Origin of the sequence: Pseudomonas sp. GL-B-12 (assembly GCF_019955895.1) — a bacterium.
Classification (GTDB): Bacteria; Pseudomonadota; Gammaproteobacteria; order Pseudomonadales; family Pseudomonadaceae; genus Aquipseudomonas.
Genome location: NZ_JAHBCX010000029.1, coordinates 23,994 through 47,461, shown reverse-complemented (window position 1 = coordinate 47,461; position 23,468 = coordinate 23,994). Strand labels below are relative to the sequence as shown.

General features: G+C 60.5%; 25 protein-coding genes, 1 pseudogene and 1 riboswitch. Of the genes and pseudogenes, 8 read left to right on the top strand and 18 right to left on the bottom strand.

Annotated elements, in window-relative coordinates; translation table 11 throughout:
• Positions 1-14 precede the first annotated feature (14 nt).
• The 6 genes from KGA85_RS16815 to cobO are packed head-to-tail and all read right to left on the bottom strand — an operon-like array spanning position 15 to position 6,008.
• Positions 15-1,466 (bottom strand): cobyric acid synthase, encoded by a 1,452-nt coding sequence (locus tag KGA85_RS16815; RefSeq protein ID WP_223533803.1) that lies wholly within the window; start codon positions 1,464-1,466, stop codon positions 15-17.
• Positions 1,463-2,455 carry a threonine-phosphate decarboxylase CobD gene (gene cobD / locus KGA85_RS16810; RefSeq protein WP_223455936.1) on the bottom strand — a complete coding sequence of 331 codons (993 nt, stop codon included), beginning with the start codon at positions 2,453-2,455 and terminating at the stop codon, positions 1,463-1,465. The genes KGA85_RS16815 and cobD overlap by 4 nt, the downstream gene beginning before the upstream one ends.
• A complete protein-coding gene (gene cbiB, locus KGA85_RS16805; protein WP_223455937.1) occupies positions 2,448-3,356 on the bottom strand; it encodes an adenosylcobinamide-phosphate synthase CbiB in 909 nt (302 codons plus the stop codon). The genes cobD and cbiB overlap by 8 nt, the downstream gene beginning before the upstream one ends.
• Complete coding sequence (gene bluB, locus KGA85_RS16800) at positions 3,353-4,003, bottom strand: 5,6-dimethylbenzimidazole synthase (protein ID WP_223455938.1); 651 nt, start codon at positions 4,001-4,003, stop codon at positions 3,353-3,355. The genes cbiB and bluB overlap by 4 nt, the downstream gene beginning before the upstream one ends.
• Positions 4,000-5,400: a cobyrinate a,c-diamide synthase gene (locus KGA85_RS16795; protein ID WP_223455939.1), complete on the bottom strand. Its 1,401-nt coding sequence runs from the start codon at positions 5,398-5,400 to the stop codon at positions 4,000-4,002. Before KGA85_RS16795 ends, bluB begins: the two co-directional genes overlap by 4 nt.
• Positions 5,397-6,008, bottom strand: a complete 612-nt coding sequence (gene cobO, locus KGA85_RS16790) for a cob(I)yrinic acid a,c-diamide adenosyltransferase (RefSeq protein WP_223455940.1) — start codon at positions 6,006-6,008, stop codon at positions 5,397-5,399. The genes KGA85_RS16795 and cobO overlap by 4 nt, the downstream gene beginning before the upstream one ends.
• Before the next feature lie 81 nt (positions 6,009-6,089).
• Positions 6,090-6,323, bottom strand: a riboswitch (cobalamin riboswitch).
• 153 nt (positions 6,324-6,476) lie between these two features.
• On the opposite strand from cobO, the gene KGA85_RS16785 reads away from it, so the two are divergent.
• Complete coding sequence (locus KGA85_RS16785) at positions 6,477-7,061, top strand: hypothetical protein (protein ID WP_223455941.1); 585 nt, start codon at positions 6,477-6,479, stop codon at positions 7,059-7,061.
• A gap of 66 nt (positions 7,062-7,127) precedes the next feature.
• Entirely contained in the window at positions 7,128-8,441 is a 1,314-nt protein-coding gene (locus KGA85_RS16780) for a PQQ-dependent sugar dehydrogenase (RefSeq protein WP_223543249.1), read from the top strand.
• Between the two features lie 127 nt (positions 8,442-8,568).
• On the opposite strand, the gene KGA85_RS16775 is transcribed toward KGA85_RS16780, so the two are convergent.
• From KGA85_RS16775 to KGA85_RS16750, 6 genes are all read right to left on the bottom strand, one after another.
• Entirely contained in the window at positions 8,569-9,231 is a 663-nt protein-coding gene (locus KGA85_RS16775; protein WP_223455943.1) for a class I SAM-dependent methyltransferase, read from the bottom strand.
• Between the two features lie 18 nt (positions 9,232-9,249).
• The gene (locus KGA85_RS16770; protein ID WP_223447824.1) at positions 9,250-9,786 is read right to left on the bottom strand and encodes a C40 family peptidase; all 537 of its coding nucleotides are present in this window, start codon (positions 9,784-9,786) and stop codon (positions 9,250-9,252) included.
• Between the two features lie 165 nt (positions 9,787-9,951).
• Positions 9,952-10,584 (bottom strand): C40 family peptidase, encoded by a 633-nt coding sequence (locus tag KGA85_RS16765; protein ID WP_223533584.1) that lies wholly within the window; start codon positions 10,582-10,584, stop codon positions 9,952-9,954.
• 222 nt (positions 10,585-10,806) lie between these two features.
• Entirely contained in the window at positions 10,807-11,511 is a 705-nt protein-coding gene (hda, locus tag KGA85_RS16760) for a DnaA regulatory inactivator Hda (RefSeq protein ID WP_007984552.1), read from the bottom strand.
• Positions 11,512-11,741: 230 nt separating this feature from the next.
• Positions 11,742-12,815: an AI-2E family transporter gene (locus tag KGA85_RS16755; RefSeq protein WP_223455945.1), complete on the bottom strand. Its 1,074-nt coding sequence runs from the start codon at positions 12,813-12,815 to the stop codon at positions 11,742-11,744.
• 36 nt (positions 12,816-12,851) lie between these two features.
• The gene (locus KGA85_RS16750) at positions 12,852-13,904 is read right to left on the bottom strand and encodes a DUF2066 domain-containing protein (RefSeq protein ID WP_223455946.1); all 1,053 of its coding nucleotides are present in this window, start codon (positions 13,902-13,904) and stop codon (positions 12,852-12,854) included.
• A 387-nt stretch (positions 13,905-14,291) separates the two neighbouring features.
• On the opposite strand from KGA85_RS16750, the gene purM reads away from it, so the two are divergent.
• From purM to KGA85_RS16725, 5 genes are all read left to right on the top strand, one after another.
• Complete coding sequence (purM, locus tag KGA85_RS16745) at positions 14,292-15,350, top strand: phosphoribosylformylglycinamidine cyclo-ligase (protein WP_223543248.1); 1,059 nt, start codon at positions 14,292-14,294, stop codon at positions 15,348-15,350.
• Positions 15,351-15,361: 11 nt separating this feature from the next.
• Positions 15,362-16,012 (top strand): phosphoribosylglycinamide formyltransferase, encoded by a 651-nt coding sequence (gene purN / locus KGA85_RS16740; protein WP_223447827.1) that lies wholly within the window; start codon positions 15,362-15,364, stop codon positions 16,010-16,012.
• 8 nt (positions 16,013-16,020) lie between these two features.
• Positions 16,021-16,734, top strand: a complete 714-nt coding sequence (locus KGA85_RS16735; RefSeq protein ID WP_223455948.1) for a DUF3108 domain-containing protein — start codon at positions 16,021-16,023, stop codon at positions 16,732-16,734.
• Positions 16,735-16,876: 142 nt separating this feature from the next.
• A complete protein-coding gene (locus KGA85_RS16730) occupies positions 16,877-17,293 on the top strand; it encodes an OsmC family protein (RefSeq protein WP_223533585.1) in 417 nt (138 codons plus the stop codon).
• A 62-nt stretch (positions 17,294-17,355) separates the two neighbouring features.
• The gene (locus KGA85_RS16725) at positions 17,356-18,216 is read left to right on the top strand and encodes a pirin family protein (protein ID WP_150814883.1); all 861 of its coding nucleotides are present in this window, start codon (positions 17,356-17,358) and stop codon (positions 18,214-18,216) included.
• A 174-nt stretch (positions 18,217-18,390) separates the two neighbouring features.
• On the opposite strand, the gene KGA85_RS16720 is transcribed toward KGA85_RS16725, so the two are convergent.
• The 4 genes from KGA85_RS16720 to KGA85_RS16705 form a co-directional block, all read right to left on the bottom strand.
• Positions 18,391-19,119, bottom strand: a complete 729-nt coding sequence (locus tag KGA85_RS16720) for a dienelactone hydrolase family protein (protein WP_223455950.1) — start codon at positions 19,117-19,119, stop codon at positions 18,391-18,393.
• Positions 19,120-19,186: 67 nt separating this feature from the next.
• A complete protein-coding gene (htpG, locus tag KGA85_RS16715; RefSeq protein ID WP_223455951.1) occupies positions 19,187-21,091 on the bottom strand; it encodes a molecular chaperone HtpG in 1,905 nt (634 codons plus the stop codon).
• Positions 21,092-21,172: 81 nt separating this feature from the next.
• The gene (locus KGA85_RS16710) at positions 21,173-21,625 is read right to left on the bottom strand and encodes a PaaI family thioesterase (protein WP_046037644.1); all 453 of its coding nucleotides are present in this window, start codon (positions 21,623-21,625) and stop codon (positions 21,173-21,175) included.
• Positions 21,622-22,098 (bottom strand): PaaI family thioesterase, encoded by a 477-nt coding sequence (locus KGA85_RS16705; RefSeq protein WP_223455952.1) that lies wholly within the window; start codon positions 22,096-22,098, stop codon positions 21,622-21,624. The genes KGA85_RS16710 and KGA85_RS16705 overlap by 4 nt, the downstream gene beginning before the upstream one ends.
• Before the next feature lie 158 nt (positions 22,099-22,256).
• Here KGA85_RS16705 and KGA85_RS16700 point away from each other — a divergent pair, with 158 nt between their 5' ends.
• On the top strand, positions 22,257-22,508 hold the full coding sequence (locus tag KGA85_RS16700) for a hypothetical protein (RefSeq protein WP_223543247.1): 252 nt from the start codon (positions 22,257-22,259) through the stop codon (positions 22,506-22,508).
• A 67-nt stretch (positions 22,509-22,575) separates the two neighbouring features.
• On the opposite strand, the pseudogene KGA85_RS16695 reads toward KGA85_RS16700, so the two are convergent.
• Both KGA85_RS16695 and KGA85_RS16690 read right to left on the bottom strand, forming a co-directional pair.
• A pseudogene (locus tag KGA85_RS16695) lies at positions 22,576-22,701 on the bottom strand (MAPEG family protein); the annotation flags it as partial.
• 11 nt (positions 22,702-22,712) lie between these two features.
• Positions 22,713-23,450, bottom strand: coding sequence for a DUF599 domain-containing protein (locus KGA85_RS16690; RefSeq protein ID WP_223455954.1), 738 nt, complete (start codon positions 23,448-23,450; stop codon positions 22,713-22,715).
• Positions 23,451-23,468 lie beyond the last annotated feature (18 nt).

Genomic DNA, 23,468 nt, shown 5'->3' with positions numbered 1-23,468 from the left:
GCGGTGTGGCCACCTCAGATTCCACAGAGTTCCCGCAACAGCCCGGTATCCAGATGCTTCTCCACCAGATCCGCCAGCCGCTCGATATCTCGCTCGCGCAAGGCGTGGTAATCCACGTCCTGCACATCCTGCAACCCAGCCCAGCGCAGCAGCGCACTGCACGCCGCCGGCGATTCGAACAGCCCGTGCAGGTAGGTGCCGAAAATCTGCCCGTCAGCACTTTGCGCACCATCACAGCGGCCGTCATCCAGTTGCACGGCGGCGTTTTCCAGCGCCGGCCCGGTGGTCACGCCGGCATGAATTTCATAACCCGCAACAGGCGCATCTTCCAGCGCCAACCGACCACGCACATTGCGCAACTGCTTCTCTTGTTCGAGTTGAGTCTGGAAGGCCAATAGCCCCAAACCGGCGCTGGAACCCGGCGCACCTTCGAGACCCAGCGGATCATGTACGTGCTCACCGAGCATCTGCAGGCCGCCACAGATCCCCAGCAGTTTCCCGCCGTAACGCAGATGCCGGGCGATGGCAGCCTCCCAGCCGCTGGCTCGCAGGTACGCGAGGTCGCTGCGCACACTTTTCGAGCCAGGAAGAATGATCAGGTCGGCGGGCGGAATCGCCTGGCCGGGGCCGATGAATTGCAGGTCCACTTGCGGATGCAGGCGCAACGGATCGAAATCGGTGTGATTGCTGATGCGCGGCAGCACCGGTACCACCACCTTCAGCACCTGCTCGGCTTTATCGGCCTGGCGTTGATCGATGCCGTCCTCGGCCTCCAGGTGCAGGTCCATCACGTACGGCAGCACGCCGATCACCGGTTTGCCGGTGCGCTTTTCGAGCCAGTCGAGACCGGGTTGCAGCAACGCGATGTCGCCCCGGAAACGATTGATGACGAAGCCTTTGACCCGCGCCTGTTCGCTCGGCGACAGCAGTTCAAGGGTGCCTACCAGGTGGGCGAAAACCCCGCCGCGGTTGATATCGGCGATCAGCAGCACCGGGCAATCCACCGCTTCGGCGAAGCCCATGTTGGCGATGTCGCCGGCCCGCAGATTGATTTCCGCCGGCGAGCCTGCGCCCTCGACCATCACCAGCGGATACGCCGCGCTCAAGCGCTCGTGGGAGGCCAGCACCGCTTGCATGGCGATGGTTTTGTAGTCGTGATAGGCAACGGCATTCATGGTCGTGACAGCACGGCCATGGATGATCACCTGGGCACCGGTGTCACTGTTGGGTTTGAGCAACACCGGGTTCATGTCGGTGTGCGGTTCAAGGTGCGCGGCCTGGGCCTGTACCGCCTGGGCGCGACCGATCTCGCCACCGTCGGCGGTCACCGCACTGTTGAGGGCCATGTTCTGCGGCTTGAACGGCACCACCCTGACGCCTTGGCGGGTGGCCCAACGGCACAGCGCAGTCACCAGCGTGCTTTTACCGGCATCCGATGTGGTGCCCTGCACCATCAGCGTGGTCATTGGTTTTCCTTGGCGAAATCGTCGAACGCCTGCGCCAGTCGTACCCAGGCGATTTCGTCACCGGGCAAGCCGAATCGCAGGCTGCTGTTGTGCGTGAACAACCGCAGGAGAATGCCGCGCCGGGCCATGAACTCATGCAGTGCTTCGGCGCGCTCGGTGATCAGCCACTGGAACAGCGCACAACCGCCCTGAGGCTTGAAGCCGTATTGCTCCAGCAACGACGCCAGGCGCTCGCTGGCTTCTTCGGCGCGCACCCGTTGCGCCGTATGCGCCTCGGTATCGCGCAGGCAGGCCTGGCCCACGACCCGGGTTGCCCCGCTCACGGCCCAGGGCCCCACTTGTTCAGCGAGCAACTTGAGCAACTTGCGCTCGGCCAGCACAAACCCCAGGCGCACACCGGCCAGGCCGAAAAACTTGCCGAAGGAGCGCAAGACGATCAGCCCGACTTGATGGGCAAACGGCGCCAGGCTCAGTTGCGGCGTGTTATCCATGAACGCTTCGTCCACCACCAGCCAGCCACCGCGCTGGGCCAGTCGCGTGTGCCAGTCGAGCAGGCGACTGGGCGTCAGGCTCAGGCCCGTGGGGTTATTCGGGTTGACCACCACCAGCACGTCGAAACTGTCGATAAAGAAGTCGACTTCCTGCTCCAGCACTTCACGCACGATGTAGCCGTTGCGACGCCACGCCTCGGCGTGCTCGGCGTAACACGGCGACAGCACGCCGACCTTACCCGCCCGACGCAATCGCGGCAGCAGTTGAATCGCCATTTGCGAGCCGGCCACCGGCAATGCCTGCAGGGCGCCGTAGTAATCACAGGCAGCCTGCTCCAGATCATCGTCCGCCTCCGGCAAACGGGCCCAGGCCCGTAGCGGAATATCCGGCACCGGAAACGGCCAGGGCGCAAGCCCCGTGGACAGGTCCAGCCAGTCGGCTTCATCTATGCCGTATTCGAGCGCCGCCTTGCGCAGTCGCCCACCGTGTTCAAGCATAAAATTCGGCCCCCAGGCAGAGAATCAGCAGCCATAACCATACCCCGCGCTGGACCAATTGCCAGCCCCGGTCAATGGAGTCGGCATCCGCCGGCACGCCTTCGCCCAACTGCGGACGCTGATGCAGTTCGCCGTGATAAATCGCCGCCCCACCCAATTCGACACCAAGGGCACCCGCCCCTGCCGCCATCACCGGGCCGGCGTTCGGGCTGTCCCAGGTCGGGCCCTGGTTGCGCCAGCACTTCAACGCCAGGCGGGTTTTGCCCAGCAACGCGTAAGTCAGTGCCACCAGGCGCGCAGGAATGTAATTGAGCACATCGTCGACCTTCGCCGCCGCCCAGCCGAACCGTTCGAAGCGCTCATTGCGATAACCCCACATCGCATCCAGCGTATTGCTCAGGCGGTAGAGCACCACGCCCGGCGCACCCGCCACGGCAAACCAGAACAACGCCGCGAATACCGCATCGCTGCCGTTTTCCAGTACCGACTCGGTAGCGGCGCGGGCGACCTCGGTTTCATCCAGTTCGCTGGTCTGGCGACTGACCAGATAGCTCACGCGCGTACGCGCCGCTTCCAGGTCATTACTGCGCAGGGCCTTGGCCACAGGCGTGACGTGCTCACCGAGGCTGCGCATGCCGAGGGCGCAATAGAGCGCGAGAATCTCGACGATCCAGCCGACATAAGGCGCCCAGGAAAATGCCGTGACCAACAGCGTCAGCGGCAACACGGCGATCACCCACGCGGTGACGCCATGGCTGCGCCAGCCGCGACCGCCGCCGTTGAAACGTTGCTCGATGCGCTCGGCAAAACGGCCGAACGCCACCAGCGGATGCCAGCGTTTGGGTTCACCCAGCAGCGCATCCAGCGCGACCGCGGCGACACTCAACAACGCCACACTCATTGACTCACTCCCCAATAATTTTCATACAGCAATTCATGTAGCGGACGCGCCTGCGCCCAGCCTTCGAGCACCAGCATCGGCGCCGGGTAGAACTCCTTCACCGGCCCAAGGCACAGCACCGCCAGCGGCTTGGCTCCCGGTGGCAACCTCAACAAATCGGCCAGGGCTTGCGGTTCGAACAGCGACACCCAGCCCATGCCCAGCCCTTCGGCGCGGGACGCCAGCCACAGGTTCTGGATCGCGCAGGACAACGAAGCCATGTCCATTTCCGGTAAGGTGCGGCGGCCGAAGATATGCTGCTCGCGGTCGTCCATCAGCGCGGCGACCAGTACCTCGGCACAATCGTTGATGCCTTCGACCTTGAGCTTCATGAACTCATCGCTGCGCTCGCCGAGGGCTTCGGCGGTGCGGATGCGTTCTTCTTCCACCAGGGCCTGGATTTGCCCGCGCAAGGTGCGATCAGTGATGCGAATGAAGCGCCAAGGCTGCATCAGGCCGACACTGGGAGCCTGGTGTGCGGCTTCGAGCACGCGCCGCAGCAATTCGGGCTCGACGGTGCCGCCGCTGAAGTGACGCATGTCGCGGCGCTCGGCGATGGCACGATAGACCGCTGCGCGTTCGGCCTCAGAGAATTCGTTGTCGCTCATGACCGCTTCGCGAGCAAGCCCGCTCCCACATTTGAAAGTGAGCTGCCTGAAGAAACGCAATCCCCTGTGGGAGCGGGCTTGCTCGCGAAGGCGGCTTCAAGGTCCGGCGCAAACAGCGCGGCAATCGCCGAAGGGTTCGACGGAAAATAAAAGTGCACATAGGAGGCAGTCATCCGCCCCTCACGGTAAACCGCCTCCGCTCCGCGCCCGCCGTTAGGGCTCAAGCCACGGGCAATCGGCGCCAGTTCAGTGGTGGTCAGCGAATGGTGATAGGTGTGTCCGCGCAGCGAACCTTCCGGCAATTCCACCGCTTGCAACGCCAGTGCTGCCAGACGCTTTTGCATGACCGCATCACCGGCCAGCAAGCCAACCAGCTCGGCGCGAGTGCCCTCGACATCGGTCAGGGAATCGAGCAGATACAGCATGCCACCACACTCGGCAAGCAACGGTTTGCCTGCCCGGTGGTGGGCGCGGATCGCATCGAGCATCGCGGTGTTTTGCGCCAGCGCAACATGGTGCAGTTCCGGGTAACCGCCCGGCAGATACAGGCTGTCCGCCTCCGGCAACCCACTGTCGCGGATCGGCGAGAAGAACGACAACTCGGCGCCCATCGCCCGCAGCAGATCCAGGCTCGCGCCGTAGGTGAACGCAAAGGCTTCATCACGGGCCACGGCAATGCGCACACCGGCCAGCAGCGGTTCGGCCGCGATGACATCGGGGGCGGCGAACTCGACTGCCGGCGGCAATGCGACCTCGCAACTGCTGGCCAGGGCATCGGCGGCCGCATCGAGGCGCATGTCGAGATCGTTCAACTCACTGGCCTGCACCAGCCCCAGGTGCCGGCTCGGCAATTCGATCCCGGTTTCCCGGGACAGCGCGCCGTACCAGCGCAAACCTTCAGTCAGGCTGCCTTCGAGCAGTTGCGCGTGGCGCAGCGTACCGACACGATTGGCCAGTACGCCGGCGAACGGCAAGTCCGGCTGATAACGCGCCAGCCCCAGGGCCAATGCGCCAAAGGTCTGGGCCATGGCGGTGCCATCGATCACCCCCAGCACCGGCACACCGAAATGCCGCGCCAGATCGGCGCTCGACGGCGTACCGTCGAACAGCCCCATGACGCCTTCGATCAGGATCAGGTCCGCTTCAGCGGCGGCTTCCCACAGCAACCGGCGACTCTCCTGCTCGCCGACCATCCACATGTCCAGCTGATACACCGGCGCACCGCTGGCGCGTTCGAGGATCATCGGATCGAGAAAGTCGGGGCCGCACTTGAACACACGGACCTTGCGCCCCTGATTGCGATGCAATCGGGCCAGCGCCGCGGTGACGGTGGTCTTGCCCTGGCCGGAAGCCGGCGCGGCAATCAGTACCGCCGGACAGTGCCGAGGCTGACTCACAATTCGACGCCTTTCTGCGCTTTGATCCCGGCCTGAAAGGCGTGTTTGATCACACCCATTTCGGTGACGGTGTCAGCCATCTCGATCATTTCCGGCTTGGCGGCACGACCGGTGACCACCACGTGTTGCATCGGTGGTCGGGCCTGCAAGTCGCTGAGCACCTGATCGAGATCGAGGTAGCCGTGCTTGAGGGCGATGTTCAGCTCATCCAGCACCACCAGGCCGATGGCCGGATCGCGCAGCAGTTGCTGCGACACCGCCCAGGCGGCTTCGGCGGCGGCGATGTCGCGCTGGCGGTCCTGGGTTTCCCAGGTAAAACCTTCGCCCATCACATGAAAACGCACCTGCTCGGGAAAGCGCCGGAAGAACAACTCCTCCCCCGTGCTGTTGCGGCCCTTGATGAACTGCACCACGCCGCATTGCATGCCGTGCCCCATGGCGCGGGCGAGCATGCCGAAAGCCGAACTGCTCTTGCCCTTGCCATTGCCGGTCAGTACGAGCAGCAGGCCACACTCGTTCGGGGAATTGGCGATGCGCTCGTCGATCACGGCTTTTTTGCGCTGCATGCGCGCCAGATGGCGTTCGTCACGATCGGGGGTATCAGTCATGGGGGAGCTCTCCGTTGAGGCAGGAATAACGGCGGGCAGGCACAAGAATAGAAGGCAAAAAGCCTGGCATCGCCCACCGTGATGCCGCTGGATGAATCAGGCCGGTCTCCGGGCTCATGAGTGGCGCGGGGCCAGACTGTGCGCCTTCCCGCATCAAATCGACACAGTGGCATCACACACAGTTTTCACTCATATACCGTTGCGGGGGCAGCGCCGGAATTGCGGGCCTTCGACCAACAGAAGGACTCACTCACCGGTTTCCCTGTTTCACTCTATCGACCCAAGCCACAGAGCACCTGAAACAAGCCGCGAAGGTTAGAGGGTTGGGGGTGGAGCGTCAATTAAAGCCGGGCGGCCATCGACCGAATAACTGCCATCAATCAATAAACTGACGTCAATCTTGTGCCACGCTCTCAGCAGTGATATCAAAGAGCCACAAACTCACAACACAACAACAAGGGTGAGCCCATGCAAGGCATGATCATCAGCAATCCAAAGATGGAATTCCTGCGCCCGGTGCTCGAGCACTGGTTCGAATGCATCGACCGTTACAACGCTGTCCGCGGTGATGGCGACACACCGTACTGGCACGACGAAAAGGCCAATCTCGGACTGCTGTCTGCCGCCGCCTGGATGGCCGAGATGGTCACGCTGCAACAGACGCCCACCCGCAAGCAGACCGAAGAAGGCGAACGCAACAGCCGCGCCGACCTGCTCCTGGCCTCGCCCGAAACCCGCGCCTACATCCAGACCAGCCAGCGCTGGCCACGGGTCAACAACCTCAATCTGACCCAGGCCTTGCTCGACATCGCCAGCGATGCGAAGCGCCTGAGCCACGCCAGCGACCTGAAACTCGGCTGCCTGTTCGTCGCCCCGCAAAAAGCCCAGCAGGGCGCCACACCGGAAGAACTTCAGGACATGGTCGATGACCTGCAAAAGGAACACAGCTGCGCTGTCGCCTGGTATTTCCCTTATGCCTACCGCAAGTTGCGCAACGAAGCCGGCAACTATCACCCCGGCATTGCGGTGCTGTTCAAGGAAGCACGTGGCTGAGGGTTGAACCATCGGACGACAACGCTTCTCTATGATTAGAACAAGGCATTCATAGGGAAGACCAGCATGCGCACGCCCCCGCTCGTTCTCGTTATCGCGCTCTGCGGAGGGCTCGCCGCTTGTGACGAGACCTCCCGCCTGCAAGTCTCCGACGGTACCGGCCCGTCACCCCAACTACCAGAACCCAACAAGACACTGGTTCCGACCGTGAACATCGCCCCGGCCATCGGCTGGCCACAAGGTGCGAAACCCGTCGCCGCCACGGGCACTCAAGTGACCGCTTTTGCCGAAGACCTGGATCACCCCCGCTGGCTTTATGTGCTGCCCAATGGCGACGTGCTGGTGGCGGAAACCGCCGCGCCACCCAAACCCGAAGACGGCAATGGCATTCGCGGCTGGGTCATGAAGAAAGTCATGGGGCGTGCCGGCTCTACCGTGCCCAGCCCGAACCGCATCACGTTACTGCGGGACAAGGATCACGATGGCTTCGCGGAAACCCGCACAGTGTTTCTGCAAAACCTCAATTCCCCCTTCGGCATGACGCTGGTCGGCAACGACCTGTACGTGGCCGACACTGACAGCCTGCTGCGATTCCATTATGAAAACGGCGATACGCAGATCAAGTCACCAGCCATCAAGGTGATTGACCTGCCGGGCGGCCCTCTGAACCACCACTGGACCAAAAACGTCATTGCCAGCAAGGACGGCAGCAAGCTGTACGTCTCCGTGGGTTCCAACAGCAACGTCGCCGAAAACGGCATGGACAAGGAAGAAGGTCGCGCAGCGATCTGGGAAGTGGACCGTGCCACGGGCCGGCACCGGATCTTCGCCTCCGGTCTGCGCAACCCCAACGGCATGGCCTGGGAACCGCACAGTGGCGCGCTGTGGACCGCGGTCAACGAACGGGATGAAATCGGCGGCGATCTGGTACCTGACTACATCACCTCGGTGAAGGACGGCGCGTTCTATGGCTGGCCGTTCAGTTACTACGGCCAACATGTCGATATTCGCGTTGAACCGCAAAACCCGGACCTGGTGGCCAAGGCTATCGCTCCGGACTACGCCGTCGGCCCGCACACGGCGTCACTGGGCCTGACCTTCGCCGAAAACAGCAAGTTGCCGCCGCCGTTCACCCAAGGGGCATTCATCGGGCAGCACGGCTCATGGAACCGCAACCCCCGCAGTGGCTACAAAGTGATTTTCGTACCGTTCAGCGCAGGCAAACCTGTCGGAAAGCCCGTTGAAGTGCTCACAGGTTTTCTCAACGACAAGGAACAAGCCATGGGCCGCCCGGTGGGCGTGGTGATCGACCGGCAGGGTGACTTGTTGGTGGCCGATGATGTGGGGAACAAGGTGTGGCGGGTGTCGGCAGTAAAATAAATTTCCAACTGCCTACATATTCCCCTGTGGGAGCGGGCTTGCTCGCGAAGGCGATGTATCAGTCAACAGATGTGGCGTCTGACATTGCGCATTCGCGAGCAAGCCCGCTCCCACAGGGTTCAGGGTTCTAGCGTTTGCGACAGAGTGTGAGCCCGTCACCCAGCGGCAACAACGACAGATCCACCCGCACATCGTCCTTCAACGCCAGGTTGAGTGCCTGGATCGCCCGGGTGTCCGCGCTCTCGGGGCTGGCCTCAAGCACGCGCCCACTCCACAGCGTGTTATCGAACACCGCCAGCCCGCCGACCCGCAGCAATCCCAGGGCATGTTCCAGATAAGCCGGGTAGTTGGCCTTGTCGGCATCGATGAACACCAGGTCGTACTGCCCGCCCTGCCCTTGTCGCTCAAGCTCGGCGAGGGTTTCCAGGGCCGGGGCCAGTCGCAGGTCAATCCGCCCGGCGAGCCCCGCTTCTTGCCAGTAGCGCCGTGCGATAGCGTTGTAGTCGCCGGGGATGTCACAGCAAATCAGCGAACCGTCAGCGGGCAATGCCGCCGCCATGCACAGGGCGCTGTAACCGGTAAAGGTGCCGACTTCGAGCAAGCGCCTGGCCCCCGTCAGTTTCACCAGCAAAGCGAGAAACTGCCCCTGCTCAGGCGCCACCTGCCAGCGCGCCATTGGCAGCGCCTGGGTCTCATCGCGCAAGCGCTTGAGCAGTGGTGTTTCGCGCAGGGAAACATCGAGCAGGTATTGGTACAGGGCGTCGTCAAGATTAAGCGTGCGAGCAGTCATGACCAGCAGCTCCGAACGTTACGGGTTGCGCGCCAGATGTTCAGGCTGCAGAACACGCTTGGCGCTCAGATAAGCCTTTTGCCAATAAGCCTTGGACAAGCTGTCGAGCTTCACAGTGCCGCCGGTGGCCGGCGCGTGGACGAAGCGCCCCTCTCCCACGTAGATGCCGGCATGACTGACCTGGGATCCGCCATTGGTGGCGAAGAAAATCAGGTCACCGGTTTGCAGGCCTTCCTTGCCCACATTCGCCGCTTGCATGGAGATCATCTCGCGAGTGGTGCGCGGCAAGGCAATGCCGGCGACATCGCGGTACACGTAAGCGATCAGGCCGCTGCAATCAAACCCGGAATCCGGCGTGTTGCCACCCCAGCGATAAGGTGTACCCACCAGGCCAAGCGCGCGAAACAGCACGTCTTCCGCCTCGGGTGAAAAAGCTTGTGAGGAGCCAAATACGATAGGAGCGCGAACCACCGGTGCAGGAGGCGGTGTGCGGCTGGCGCAGGCACTGAGCAGCGCTGCGAAGAACATGATTGCGAGGCGGGCCGACGTCGTCATAAGCAGAGCATCCTGATCTGGCTGCGGCTTTTTCTGCAGAGAGCGCAGAAAAGAAAACCGCCTGCGTGGGACGCAGGCGGTTTGCCATCATTCGTAGATCAAGATTCTAGCGGCTACGCGACAAACTTCAAGTAAGACTTTAAGTTCGCCTTACAAAATGTCCGCTTATTTACGTGCAGTGACGATTGGCGACGCGTTCGGTGCCATCGCCAGGGCGCGCTTGGCTTCGATGAAGGTCTTGCTCCAGTAGCTGTCGCCCAGGCTATCGATGCGCACACCACCGCTGCGGCGGCTGCTGGAGTGGATGAACTGGTTGTCACCCAGGTAGATCCCGGCGTGACTGACACGACCACGACGGCCGTTGGTTGCAAAGAACAGCAGGTCGCCCGGCTCAAGCTTGCTGCGCGAGACCAGCGGAGCGTCCACGTTGATCATTTCGCGGGTGGAGCGTGGCAGGTTCATGCCAGCTTCTTCGCGGAACAGGTAACCGATGAAACCACTGCAATCGAAGCCGGCTTCAGAAGTACCGCCGAAACGGTAACGGGTACCGATCAGGGACATGCCACGTTCGAGGATGCTGTCGGCCAGGACCGGAAGCTGGTAGGACTTGCCGCCAGCGAAGTCTGCGAGTTCTTTTTCGGTAGCCAGTTCTTCCTGAAAGAGAGCGGAAGACTGAGCGGTAGCAGAGTTTTGAACCTGTTGTTGCGGGGCTTGCTGGGACACCGGAGTGTGGGCAGCGCAACCGAACAACAGGGTGACGAGTGCGAGAGGCACGAGGGGTGCGAAGCGATTTAGCATGGGCACGACCGTGGCTGAAAGTTGTAAAGAAGCCGAGACTATGCCCGCTATCATCCTCATTTGCAAATTCAATCGATCTTTTTGTGACTTATCCGTTTCTCGTTTACATCTAAGCGCTTAAGCCCATTTTAAACATACACGCAGCCTGCAACCTTGCAGGAAAGCGGGGTTTCTGGCGCCTGCAATATGCCGAACTCGCTAAAAGCCCCGGTTTCAGTGGGTTTACCAGCCGAGGGTTTCTTTCAAAAACGGGATTGTCAGCTTGCGCTGAGCCTGGAGGGAGGCCTGATCGAGACGCTCGAGCAGCTCGAACAGCGCACTCATGCTGCGGGTACCGCGAGTCAAAATGAAATGCCCGACTTCATCGGTCAGATGCAGCCCGCGACGGGATGCGCGCAATTGCAGGGCACGCAATTTGTCCTCATCGGACAGCGGGCGCATCTGGAAGATCAAGGCCAGGGTCAGGCGGGATTTGAGATCCGCCAGCTTCACCGGCAACTCCCGAGGGGATGTCGATGCGGCAATCAGCAAGCGTCGACCGCTGTCGCGCAAGCGATTGAACAGATGGAACAGCGCCTCTTCCCAGTCCGCACGCCCGGCAACCACTTGCAAATCATCCAGGCAGACCAGTTCGTACTGTTCGAGGTTGTCGAGGATTTCAATGCCGCGATCGAGCAGCTCGGCCAGCGGCAGATACACCGCCGGCTCGCCCAATTGCTCGAAGCGCAGGCAGGCGGCCTGTAACAGGTGCGTACGCCCTACCCCGTCCTTGCCCCAAAGGTAGATCAGGCTTTCGGTCCAGCCGGCGTCGGCTTCGCACAGCCGCTCGACATAGCCGAGTGCAGCGGCATTGGCGCCTGGGTAGTAGTTGATAAAGGTGGCGTCGTCACGCAGACGCACACCTAGGGGCAGCTGAATCGGTTTCATGCTGACTGAACAGTTCCAAAGGAACCGTTAGTGGCCTCTGTGTAAAGTTTGCGAAGTTTATACCCGTGAAGCGGACCGCACAATGCGACAGACCACAAGCAAAATCAAAGGTTTGCGTTAACGCACCGGTTTTGTGGCAGATTCTCTGGCAGTGCATGTAACTGTCGCATGAAGCAAGCAGGCTGACTTGGCACGAACCCGGGCAGCCTGCCATCACCTATCGACGCCTCTTACACCTGCGGCTCGTCGACACTCCCGTAGATTTCAGAATCCTTATACAAATCATGTACATGCCGCACCAGAACCATGATCACCGCGGCGACCGGCAATGCCAGTAGCACACCGGTAAAGCCAAACAGCTCACCACCGGCCAGAATCGAGAAAATCACCGCCACCGGGTGCAGGCCAATCCGGTCACCGACCAGCAAAGGGGTCAGCACCATACCCTCCATCGCCTGGCCGACCATGAACACCGCGACAATGCCGAGCATCGGGTAAAGATCACCACCGAACTGGAACAGCCCCGCAAGCAGCGCCGCGCCAATGCCGATGATAAACCCCATATACGGCACGATCGCTGCCAAACCCGCAATCAGGCCAATCAGCAAGCCCAATTCCAATCCGACCAGCATCAGGCCTGCTGCGTAGATCACACCCAAGGCCACCATTACCAGCAACTGTCCACGCACGAACGCTCCGAGCACTTCATGGCATTCACCCGCCAGCGATACCGCGCGCGCTTCACGATCACGGGGCAGCAGACTGCGGACCTTGGCCATCATCAGGTCCCAATCCCGCAACAGGTAGAAGCTCACCACCGGAATCAGCACCAGATTCGCCAACCAGCCAATCAACGCCAGCCCCGAAGCAGTGGCATGACTCAGCACCACACCGACAACATCAGTAGTCTGACTCATGTGTTCGCTGATGGCGGCCTTGAGCTTGTCGAACTTCCAGAAACCGTCCGACAGGCCGAACTTCGATTGCGCCCAGGGCAACGCCGTGTGCTGTAGCCAGTCGAGCATCTGCGGAGCCAGCTCATACAAACGAAACAACTGCCTGGCGAGCAACGGCACCAACACCAACAGCAGCGCGGTGAAGATCAATGTAAACAGGGTAAACACCGCCACGACACCCCAGGTTCGAGACAGACCTGCCTTCTCCAGTCGATCCACCAGCGGGTCGAACAGGTAGGCCAACAGCAGCGCCACCAGGAACGGCGTCAGGATCGGATGTAACAACCAGACAAACGCACAAAGCAGGACCACCCCACCGAGCCAGAACCAACGCCGCGTATCGGCCATGAACCACTCCATTGCGTCTATATAAAGAAAGAAAAACTACCAGCGAAAACGCAATTGCGGGGTCGGGGCTGGCGCGGCGGCTGGCACCGAGCCGCCAGTGGCTGGCTGAATTGGCGCTACCGGGGTCGGGGCCTGACCCGCCGGTGCTTCCTGCAGCCTCGCCAGCGACAGTTGTGCACGCAGTTGATCGGCGCTGCCATTGACCCGATAGAGAATCCGGTCGCCCTCGACACTTTGCACACGCCCGCCAAATGGCTCCAGCAAACGCCCGAGCGCCGCGTAGTGCTCAAGATTCATGCCTTGCACTTCCAGCAGTTGCTCGCTCGAAGCACCGGGTTTGGCGACAAACCGCGGCGCCAGGCGCTCGTTGACCGCCAGCATCACCGCATCAGCCACGGCAGCCTGATCGACGCCCTGCACGGTGCCGGCCTCTTTCTGATCGCCCAGCCACAGGCGCCACTTGGCTTGCCACTGCCCGCCCTCTTCCTGGGCGTGTACCGCGAGCAAGGCGTCGGCGTTGTAACGTTCCGATGCGGCATGCAATGGGGCGGGATCTGCGCCTTCCAGATTCGGCGCGGTCGCGACGATCTGTTCGTTCAGGTCCGCCAACGGCAAACGCAATGGCAAGCCACGGTGCTGGGCAGCCCGACGCAGCGGCGCCGCGCTGGCCTGGCCGTCGCCCACCAGGCTTGAACCTTCGGTGGAATCATTCAACCACCAGCCGAGGATCGACGGCCGATTGGGCCCCCACATGGCCAGGCCGGCACGGCGCAAGGCCTGCTCGGTGGTACCCGGGTCGAAATCGACTTTCAGGACTTCCGGCGGCCCGGCCTCAAAGCCGTATTGGCTGATGATCTGTTGCGGGTCTTTGCGAATCGCTGCCAACCCGGGACTTTGAGCAGCCTTGGGGTCGCCGGTCAGGCGCAACACCAAGGTGTCCAACGCACGCTGAGTCGCCTGGTCGCGCTCCTCGGGCGACTGGCCATTCACCGGCTCGCGCACCTGGTAAAGGCCTTTGACGGTTTCGGCGTGACTGACCAGGCTGACCACTGACAAACAACTCACAAGCAAGAATTTACAAAAACGCATGGAAGCATCCTGACGACAAGAGCGGCTGGAACAGACCGCATGAAGACGATCGAGCAAGACTGTGACCCTTGCCCGACGCAAAACATTCACACGTCCCGGGTAAGTTTTCGCACTGTCATAACGATAGACGGTTAATCGCGATACCTTATACAGCCATGCAGGATGCCACCGACACCGCACATTAACGGTTTTTTTTGAACGGATATGGCCCTGCTGTCGGCCTGAGGATGGCCGCTGCGGCTCAAGCCTGATAAAATCGCGCGCCTTCGCAGACCGGCAACAGCCGGGTAGTGTCCGAATAGCGCGCATGGTTCTCGCCTACGCAGTTTCGGCGCTCCCGACGGACTCGGTCGTTACCCAGAAATCCCCCCCCTAAAGGCCTGGATCATGAGCAAGCAACCCTCCCTGAGCTACAAGGACGCCGGTGTAGACATCGACGCCGGTGAAGCATTGGTCGAACGCATCAAGAGCGTCGCCAAGCGCACTGCGCGCCCGGAAGTCATGGGCGGCCTGGGCGGTTTCGGCGCCCTCTGCGAAATCCCGGCCGGCTACAAGCAGCCCGTGCTGGTTTCCGGTACTGACGGCGTCGGCACCAAGCTGCGCCTGGCACTGAACCTGAACAAGCACGACAGCATCGGCATCGACCTGGTTGCCATGTGCGTCAACGACCTGGTGGTGTGCGGCGCCGAGCCGCTGTTCTTCCTCGACTACTATGCAACTGGCAAACTGAACGTCGACACCGCTGCCCAGGTTGTGACCGGCATCGGCGCTGGCTGCGAACTGTCGGGCTGCTCGCTGGTTGGCGGCGAAACCGCTGAAATGCCGGGCATGTACGAAGGCGAAGACTACGACCTGGCCGGTTTCTGCGTCGGCGTCGTGGAAAAATCCGAAATCATCGACGGTTCCAAAGTCGCTGCCGGCGATGCCCTGCTCGCCCTGCCGTCTTCCGGCCCGCACTCCAACGGCTACTCGCTGATCCGCAAGATCATCGAAGTGTCCGGCGCCGACATCGAAAACACCCAGCTCGACGGCAAGCCGCTGACCGACCTGCTGATGGCCCCGACCCGTATCTACGTGAAGCCGCTGCTCAAGCTGATCAAGGAAACCGGCGCGGTCAAAGCCATGGCCCACATCACCGGTGGCGGCCTGCTGGACAACATCCCGCGCGTGCTGCCAAAAGGCGCGCAAGCCGTGATTGACGTGGCCAGCTGGAACCGTCCTGCAGTGTTCGACTGGCTGCAAGAGAAAGGCAACGTTGACGAGAACGAAATGCACCGCGTGCTGAACTGCGGCGTGGGCATGGTCATCTGCGTGGCTCAGGAGCACGTTGAAACCGCCCTGAACGTCCTGCGCGAAGCTGGCGAGCAGCCTTGGGTCATCGGCCAGATCTCCACCGCTGCCGAAGGCGCGGCTTCGGTTGTACTGAACAACCTCAAGGCACACTAATGCAAGAGCGGATGTCTCAGACCTGTGATGTGGTGGTGCTGTTGTCCGGCACCGGCAGTAACTTGCAGGCCCTGATCGACAGCACGCGGACCGGCGACAGCCCGGTCCGCATCGCTGCGGTGATCTCCAACCGCGCCGACGCCTACGGCCTGCAACGCGCCAGGGACGCGGGTATCGACACCCGCTCTCTGGATCACAAGGCTTTCGAAGGTCGCGAGGCCTTCGACGCCGCGCTGATCGAACTGATCGACGCCTTCAATCCCAAACTCGTGGTACTGGCCGGATTCATGCGCATTCTCAGCGCTGGCTTCGTACGCCACTATCAGGGCCGCCTGCTCAATATCCATCCCTCGCTGCTACCCAAATACAAAGGGTTACACACTCATGAGCGCGCGCTGGAGGCTGGCGACACCGAGCACGGCTGCTCCGTGCACTTCGTCACCGAGGAACTCGATGGCGGACCACTGGTCGTACAGGCTGTAATACCGGTAGAGTTACAAGATTCGCCGCAGAGTCTGGCGCAGCGGGTCCATGTTCAGGAACACCTGATCTACCCGATGGCCGTACGCTGGTTTGCCGAAGGTCGTCTGGCCCTCGGCGAGCAAGGTGCTTTACTGGATGGACAGTTACTCGCGGCCAGCGGCCACTTGATTCGAAACTAGGAGATTTTATGCGTCGCGCCCTGCTCTTCGCTTGCGCTCTGCTCGCCTTGCCCTTCGCCCAGGCGGCAGACCTTCAACCTTTCTCCGCCAGCTACACCGCCGACTGGAAACAGCTGCCCATGAGCGGCACTGCCGAGCGCAGCCTCGAAAAAACCAGCGACGGCAAATGGAAACTGAGTTTCAAGGCGTCGATGATGATCGCCAGCCTGTCCGAGGAAAGCACGCTGACCCCGGACAAGGACACGCTTCTTCCAGAGTCCTACCACTTTGAACGTGGCGGTTTGGGCAAGGCCAAGAAATCGGATCTGGATTTCGACTGGAACACCAAAGTGATCACCGGCACCGATCGTGGCGACGCGGTCAAGGTTCCGCTGAACCGCGGCATGCTCGACAAATCCACCTACCAACTGGCCTTGCAGCACGACGTTGCCGCCGGCAAGAAAAGCATGAGTTATCAGGTGGTCGATGGCAATGATGTAGACACCTATGACTTCCGCGTGCTGGGCTCGGAAAAGGTCGACACCAAGGCCGGCAAGATCGATGCAATCAAGGTTGAACGTGTACGCGACCCGACACAGAACAAACGCATTACCGTGATGTGGTTCGCCAAGGATTGGGATTACCTGCTGGTTCGCCTGCAACAAGTCGAAACTGACGGCAAGGAGTACAACATCATGCTCCTGAACGGCACGGTCAACGGCAAGGAAGTCAAAGGCAGCTGATTCGGATCGATACCATGAAGCCCCGCCATTGCGAGGCTTTTTTGTGAGTTCGAAAATTGGAACACCCGACAAGCGCGATGGCTCTATACCTTCAAGGTCTTTTTTGATCGAATGAGTTTTCCTGTCGCCTGCGAGGTTTGCCATGTCTGTTACCGTCAATACCGTCTCCGCCGAAGGTTTTCGCCACAGCGTCCAGATCGATGACCATGAACTCTTCGCTGACGTGCCCGTCACGGCGGGCGGAGAGGGCTCGGCGCCAGAACCGCACGATTATTTCGATGCCGCGCTGGGTGCCTGCAAAGCCCTGACCCTGAAACTGTATGCCAGGAAGAAAGACATCCCGTTGACCGGTGTCGGCGTCGAGGTCAAGCGCGACAACAGCCAGGAACAGAAAGGCCAGTACGCGCTGCACGTCAAACTGACCCTCAAGGGTGTACTCACCGACGCCCAGCGCGATGAGCTGCACCGCGTGGCCGATCGCTGCCCGATCCACAAGCTGATGACCACGTCTGAAATCAGCATCGAAACGCATTTGTCCGAAGGCGCGTTCAGCCAATAGCGGCAAGGGCTGCGCAAGCGGGTTATGCTCGAATGCATCACCCGCTCAGCTTGGAACGCACCATGAACACTCCGCTCGTGATCCGCCCCCGCACCGAAGATGTCGAAGGCCAGCCGATCCTCCGCCCGCTGCCATCCGCCAAGTGCCGCAGCGTCGGGCCATTCGTGTTTTTCGACCACATGCTGGAAACCCGTTATCCACCGGGCAAAGGCATGAACATCCGCCAACATCCGCACATTGGCCTGTCCACCCTCACCTACTTGTTCCAGGGGCAGATCCAGCACAAGGACAGCCTCGGTTCCGATCAAGTGGTCGGGACTGGCGACGTCAGCTGGATGACAGCCGGCAGTGCCATTGCCCACGTTGAACGCACGCCCGAGGCCCTGAGAGAAAGCGGCTTCACGATGCACGGCTTGCAGATCTGGCTGGCTTCGCCCAAGGATAAAGAACAAGGTCCGGGGCATTACAGCCACCATCCGGCGTCCACCTTGCCGGTCAGCGAAAACCTGGGGGTGAAGATTCGCATGATTGCCGGGTCAGGCTTTTGCCTGGAATCGCCAGTGCCGGTGCTTTCTCCTACGCTGTACGCGGAATTGCACCTGCAAACGGCGACGACATTGCTCATCCCCACCGAGCATGAAGAACGTGCGCTGTATGTGTTGAGCGGCGAGGTGCAGCTGGATGGCGAGCCGATAGAGCCGTACTCGCTGGTGGTACTGCCTGCCGGGGAAGAGATGACCCTGTTTGCTGAAAGCGACAGTCACGCCGTTTTGTTCGGCGGTGCTCCGCTGGACGGGCCACGGCGGATCAACTGGAATTTTGTCGCGAGCGATCCGGCAGCGATTGATGAAGCACGCCGGCGTTGGGCGGCCGGGGACTGGCCGACAGTGCCGGGGGAAGTTGAGCGGATCGAATTGCCCTGAGATTTTAGTTGCCCGTGAAACCGCCTTCGCGAGCAAGCCCGCTCCCACATTTGATCGGGTTGATCACAAGATTTGCAAACAATGCAAATCCCTGTGGGAGCGGCGGTGCGACGATTCGACTTGCTCGCGAAGAGGCCGGTTCAGACACTGACAAAGTCGGTGCCTGACACCAGATCAACCCTTGAACACTTCATCCAGCAAGTTATGCATCGACGTGAAGGCCCGGGCAGCCACCTTGGCGTCATACATCATCATGCCCGGCACCTTGGCGTGCGGGTCGGTGAACGAGTGGAATGCACCGCCGTAGCTCAGCAACTGCCAATCCACACCCGCCGCGTTCATTTCATCTTCGAACGCCGGCAACTGCTCCCTCGGCACCAGTGGATCGGAGGCGCCGTGCAATACCAACACCTTACCCTTGATGCTTATCGCATCGGCCGGATTCGGTGTGTCCAGCGTGCCGTGGAACGACACCGCGGCCTTCACCGGCGCGCCGGTACGGGCAAACTCCAGGGCGCAGCAACCGCCGAAGCAGAAACCGAAAGTGGCCAGTTTCGCAGTATCGACAGCCACTTCACCCTGGCTTTGCAGCTGTTCGAACGCCACCTGCATGCGCTTGCGCAGCAATGGGCGGTCATTCTTCAACGGCATCATGGCCGCGCCGGCCTCGTCATTGTTCGTCGGACGAACCGATTGACCGTAAAGGTCTGCGATCAGCACCACATAACCCTTGGCGGCCACCGACCTGGCGATCTCCTCGGCACCGGCGCTGACGCCCATCCAGTTCGGCGCCATCAACAAACCCGGGCGCGGGCCTTTGTGGTCGGCATCGAAGGCCAGACGGCTTTCGTAAGCCTGGCCGTCAATCTGATAGGCAACGGAACGTACAGTGATTTGGCTCATTTCTGACTCCTAATGTTTTAGCACCGGAATGAAAAAACCCGCCGAAGCGGGCTTTTCTACAACACAGTCAGGCCGATAGCTCGACCAACAGCTTGTTCAGACGGCGCACATAGGCCGCCGGATCTTTCAAGCTGTCGCCGGCCGCCAGGGCCGCCTGATCGAAGAGGATGTGCGACAGGTCGCCGAAGCGCTCGTCGCTCTGCTCGTTGTCGAGCTTCTCGATCAGCGGGTGAGCCGGGTTGAATTCGAAGATCGGCTTCGAATCCGGAACCTTCTGACCGCTGGCTTCCAGGATCTGGCGCATCTGCAAGCCCAGGTCCTGCTCGCCGATGGCCAGGATTGCCGGCGAATCGGTCAGGCGATGGGACACCCGAACTTCCGCAACGGATTCGCCCAGCGCGGTCTTCAGACGCTCGACCAGACCTTCTTTGGCCTTGGCGACTACTTCCGCGGCTTTCTTGTCCTCTTCCGAGTCCAGGTTACCCAGGTCCAGGTCACCGCGCGCCACGTCGACGAAGCTCTTGCCGTCGAAGTCGCTGAGGTAGCTCATCAGCCACTCGTCGATGCGGTCGGTCAACAGCAGCACTTCGATGCCTTTCTTGCGGAAGACTTCCAGGTGCGGGCTGTTTTTGACCTGGGCATAGGTTTCGCCGGTCAGGTAGTAGATCTTGTCCTGACCTTCCTTGGCGCGCGCCAGGTACTCGGCCAGGCCAACAACCTGCTCGCCATCGTCGCCATGGGTCGATGCGAAACGCAGCAGGCCGGCGATTTTTTCCTTGTTGGCGAAATCTTCTGCCGGGCCTTCTTTCATGACCTGACCGAAGTTTTTCCAGAAGCCCTTGTATTGCTCAGGCTCGTTCTTCGCCAGTTTTTCCAGCATGTCCAGGACGCGCTTGGTCAGCGCCGACTTCATCGAGTCGATGATCGGGTCTTTCTGCAGGATTTCCCGCGACACGTTCAGCGACAGGTCGTTGGAGTCGACCACGCCCTTGATGAAGCGCAGGTACAGCGGCAGGAAGGACTCGGCCTGATCCATGACGAACACGCGCTGCACGTACAGCTTCAGGCCTTTCGGCGCTTCACGCTGGTACAGGTCGAACGGCGCACGGCTCGGCACGTACAGCAGCGAGCTGTATTCGAGCTTGCCTTCGACCTTGTTGTGGCTCCAGCTCAGCGGGTTTTCGAAATCGTGAGCGATGTGTTTGTAGAACTCCTGGTATTCCTCGTCCTTGATCTCGGTACGCGGACGGGTCCACAGGGCGCTGGCGCGGTTGACGGTTTCCCATTCAACGGCCGGTTGCTCTTCGCCTTCGGCGGCTGCCACTTCTTTCGGCAACTCGATCGGCAAGGCGATGTGGTCGGAGTACTTCTTGATGATGTTGCGCAGGCGCCAGCCATCAGCGAACTCGTCTTCACCGGATTTCAGGTGCAGGACGATGCGAGTGCCACGCTCGGCCTTGTCGATGGTCGCAACTTCGAAATCGCCTTCGCCCTTGGACGACCAGTGCACGCCTTCGCTGGCAGCGCTGCCGGCACGACGGCTGTACACATCGACTTTGTCAGCGACGATGAATGCGGAGTAGAAACCGACACCGAACTGGCCGATCAGGTGCGAGTCTTTCTTCTGGTCGCCGCTCAGGTGCTTCATGAAATCGGCGGTGCCGGACTTGGCGATGGTACCCAGGTGGGTGATCGCGTCTTCGCGGCTCATGCCGATACCGTTGTCTTCGAGGGTGACGGTTTTAGCGTCCTTGTCGAAGCTCACACGGATTTTCAGTTCGGCGCCACCTTCCAGAAGCTCTGGCTTGGCCAGGGCTTCGAAACGTAATTTGTCGACAGCGTCAGAGGCGTTCGAGATCAATTCGCGAAGGAAAATTTCCTTGTTGGAATACAGCGAATGGATCATGAGATGCAGCAGCTGCTTCACCTCGGTCTGGAAGCCCAGGGTTTCCTTTTGAGTTTCCACACTCATGGTCATCAAACTCCAATCAGATGGCATAAGCCGCGACCTTGAGGGTCGACGGCGGGTTGTCCTCAGAGTTTGGGGCACCGTTCAGGATTTCAAGGGCTCTTCGAGTTTGAAATGTGCACGGGCCGTGGCAATGGGCTCGGCTTCGGTGCTTTGCCAGGCGGTAATCGCCACATTGGCGACCCGGCGACCCTGGCGCCAAACCTGGCATCGGGCCCAGGTATCGCGAAATTGCCCGGCACGCAGGTAATCCAGGGAGAAGTCGATGATCTTCGGCACCCCGGGCGATCCGGTAAACACCAACAGGTGCAGCGCCGCGGCCAACTCCATGAACCCGGCGATCACACCGCCATGAATCGCCGGCAACAAAGGGTTACCAATGTTGTCCTTGTTCGCTGGCAGTTTGAACAGCAACTCATCTCCCACCCGTGAACATTCGACGCCAATCAGCCGGGCGTAGGGAATCAAATCCAGCAGCGAGGCGTAATCGCCCTGCTCGTGGGCCTTTTGCAATTGCTCCTTCAGAGACTCGCTCATTGCGCACCTCCGGCAACCGCGCCACCAAAGCCCTTGGTGCCTTTGATGCCCTTGCCCATGCGCATGAAAGTGCCCATCACATGGGCAATGGGTTGCCCGGGGTCATCCTGATAGGCGAAGCCACGGGCAAAAATCACGTCGGTGGTGACCCGATAGCACTGGGCAAAGCCATAGACATCCTTATGCGGCTCGGCGGCGTGCATGTAGTCGATGCGCAGGTCGAGGGTCGGGCAGACCTCGAATTCCGGGAGCACGCAGAGGGTCGCCATGCCACAGGCGGTGTCCATCAGCGAGGTCAGCGCCCCGCCATGAATCACGCCGGTTTCAGGATTGCCGACGATCTGCGGGCTGTACGGCAGCACAATCGTCAGCCCTTCGCTGCTGGCGCTGTGAACGCTTAGTCCAAGTACCTGGCAATGTCGCAGCGCCGACAGAAAGCGCATCGCACGCTCAAAAACGGGGTTTTCAGCCATTTGATAAAAACTCTTGTTTATGTCCGTACAGTGCAGTGGCGGTACAGGTAAAAGTTCCGCACTAGAACAAACTTATATATCTGAAAGAATTAAGGAACTTAACCCTGATGCCTGGGCTCTTAATGCCAGTAGATGCTTTTCATCAGGAGAAACACCCCATGCGTAAGACTTTAGCTATTGCCTTGATGTTGACCGCTTCCCTCGGTCTCGCTGCCTGCGATAAAAAATCCGAGGACAAAGCTCAAGATGCTAACCAACATGCTGAGCAAGCCCAGCAAAAAATGAACGAAGCTCAGGATAAAGTGAACGACGCGGCGAAAGAAAACGCCGAAGCCGCCAAAGATCAGGCTGCTCCGGCCGCTCCGGCCGCTCCGGCCGCTCCGGCCGCTCCGGAAGCACCTAAGTACTAATACGGTTTTTAGAGTGGCAAAAGAAAACCCGCCAAGTGCGGGTTTTCTTTTGCCTTGAAAAAAGTGGTTAGAGCAAAATCGTTCGAAAGGTCGGACTAATCATCAACAACAGCGAACAGATTAATCCCACCAGCCAAACCAGACTGAGTTGCCGAGCCAGATCCTTCCAGTAACACACTGGATAGTCAGTGCGCGGGTACCCGATCAGGCTGCCTCTTTATTCATCTCGGGCAATGGCGCCTCTGTTGGGGTATAGACCATCACATCGAGAACGTCGGAGTGAAACTCACGGCGATACAATACGAACACCACACCGGCACTCATCAACATGAACAGCCATGGGCTGACGAACCAGGCCAGCATGGTCATGCCGAAGTAATAAGAGCGCAGGCCAAAGTTGAACTGGTTGGCGGCCATCGAGATGACACGGGCTGCACGGGCGGCAAAGGCCTTGCGCTCCTGCTCGGACACATGGCGTTCACCGACCATCGGCGCCGAGCCGACCAGAATGGCGGCGAAGTTGTACTGGCGCATGCACCAACTGAACGTGAAGAACGCATAGACAAACACCAGCGCCAGGCACAGCAACTTGATTTCCGACATGCCCTGGGACGCCTGTTGCACCATCGGGATATCCGCCAGCAACGATACCGCCCGTTCCGAAGCCCCCAATACCGTGAGAATACCCGCCAGGATAATCAACGTACTCGAGGCGAAGAACGAAGCATTGCGCTCGAGGTTGCCGATCACGCTGGCATCGGCGATGCGATTGTCGCGCAGCAGCATGCGGCGCATCCAGTCCTCACGATACAGGTGCAGCACACTGGCCAGACACGCGGTGTCACGGCCTTTCCAGGTGGCATAGCGGGTGTACCCGCCCCAGCAGATAACGAACCAGATGGCGGCAAGAATGTGGATCAGGTTGGCTTGGATGAACGACATGCAGGTCCTTGTGATGTA

Bases quoted from the DNA above. Each gene is read 5' to 3' on its own strand.
- KGA85_RS16815 (WP_223533803.1), bottom strand. From the start codon at position 1,466: ATGACCACGCTGATGGTGCAGGGCACCACATCGGATGCCGGTAAAAGC.
- cobD (WP_223455936.1), bottom strand. From the start codon at position 2,455: ATGCTTGAACACGGTGGGCGACTGCGCAAGGCGGCGCTCGAATACGGC.
- cbiB (WP_223455937.1), bottom strand. From the start codon at position 3,356: ATGAGTGTGGCGTTGTTGAGTGTCGCCGCGGTCGCGCTGGATGCGCTG.
- bluB (WP_223455938.1), bottom strand. From the start codon at position 4,003: ATGAGCGACAACGAATTCTCTGAGGCCGAACGCGCAGCGGTCTATCGT.
- cobO (WP_223455940.1), bottom strand. From the start codon at position 6,008: ATGACTGATACCCCCGATCGTGACGAACGCCATCTGGCGCGCATGCAG.
- KGA85_RS16785 (WP_223455941.1), top strand. From the start codon at position 6,477: ATGCAAGGCATGATCATCAGCAATCCAAAGATGGAATTCCTGCGCCCG.
- KGA85_RS16780 (WP_223543249.1), top strand. From the start codon at position 7,128: ATGCGCACGCCCCCGCTCGTTCTCGTTATCGCGCTCTGCGGAGGGCTC.
- KGA85_RS16775 (WP_223455943.1), bottom strand. From the start codon at position 9,231: ATGACTGCTCGCACGCTTAATCTTGACGACGCCCTGTACCAATACCTG.
- KGA85_RS16770 (WP_223447824.1), bottom strand. From the start codon at position 9,786: ATGACGACGTCGGCCCGCCTCGCAATCATGTTCTTCGCAGCGCTGCTC.
- KGA85_RS16765 (WP_223533584.1), bottom strand. From the start codon at position 10,584: ATGCTAAATCGCTTCGCACCCCTCGTGCCTCTCGCACTCGTCACCCTG.
- hda (WP_007984552.1), bottom strand. From the start codon at position 11,511: ATGAAACCGATTCAGCTGCCCCTAGGTGTGCGTCTGCGTGACGACGCC.
- KGA85_RS16755 (WP_223455945.1), bottom strand. From the start codon at position 12,815: ATGGCCGATACGCGGCGTTGGTTCTGGCTCGGTGGGGTGGTCCTGCTT.
- KGA85_RS16750 (WP_223455946.1), bottom strand. From the start codon at position 13,904: ATGCGTTTTTGTAAATTCTTGCTTGTGAGTTGTTTGTCAGTGGTCAGC.
- purM (WP_223543248.1), top strand. From the start codon at position 14,292: ATGAGCAAGCAACCCTCCCTGAGCTACAAGGACGCCGGTGTAGACATC.
- purN (WP_223447827.1), top strand. From the start codon at position 15,362: ATGTCTCAGACCTGTGATGTGGTGGTGCTGTTGTCCGGCACCGGCAGT.
- KGA85_RS16735 (WP_223455948.1), top strand. From the start codon at position 16,021: ATGCGTCGCGCCCTGCTCTTCGCTTGCGCTCTGCTCGCCTTGCCCTTC.
- KGA85_RS16730 (WP_223533585.1), top strand. From the start codon at position 16,877: ATGTCTGTTACCGTCAATACCGTCTCCGCCGAAGGTTTTCGCCACAGC.
- KGA85_RS16725 (WP_150814883.1), top strand. From the start codon at position 17,356: ATGAACACTCCGCTCGTGATCCGCCCCCGCACCGAAGATGTCGAAGGC.
- KGA85_RS16720 (WP_223455950.1), bottom strand. From the start codon at position 19,119: ATGAGCCAAATCACTGTACGTTCCGTTGCCTATCAGATTGACGGCCAG.
- htpG (WP_223455951.1), bottom strand. From the start codon at position 21,091: ATGAGTGTGGAAACTCAAAAGGAAACCCTGGGCTTCCAGACCGAGGTG.
- KGA85_RS16710 (WP_046037644.1), bottom strand. From the start codon at position 21,625: ATGAGCGAGTCTCTGAAGGAGCAATTGCAAAAGGCCCACGAGCAGGGC.
- KGA85_RS16705 (WP_223455952.1), bottom strand. From the start codon at position 22,098: ATGGCTGAAAACCCCGTTTTTGAGCGTGCGATGCGCTTTCTGTCGGCG.
- KGA85_RS16700 (WP_223543247.1), top strand. From the start codon at position 22,257: ATGCGTAAGACTTTAGCTATTGCCTTGATGTTGACCGCTTCCCTCGGT.
- KGA85_RS16690 (WP_223455954.1), bottom strand. From the start codon at position 23,450: ATGTCGTTCATCCAAGCCAACCTGATCCACATTCTTGCCGCCATCTGG.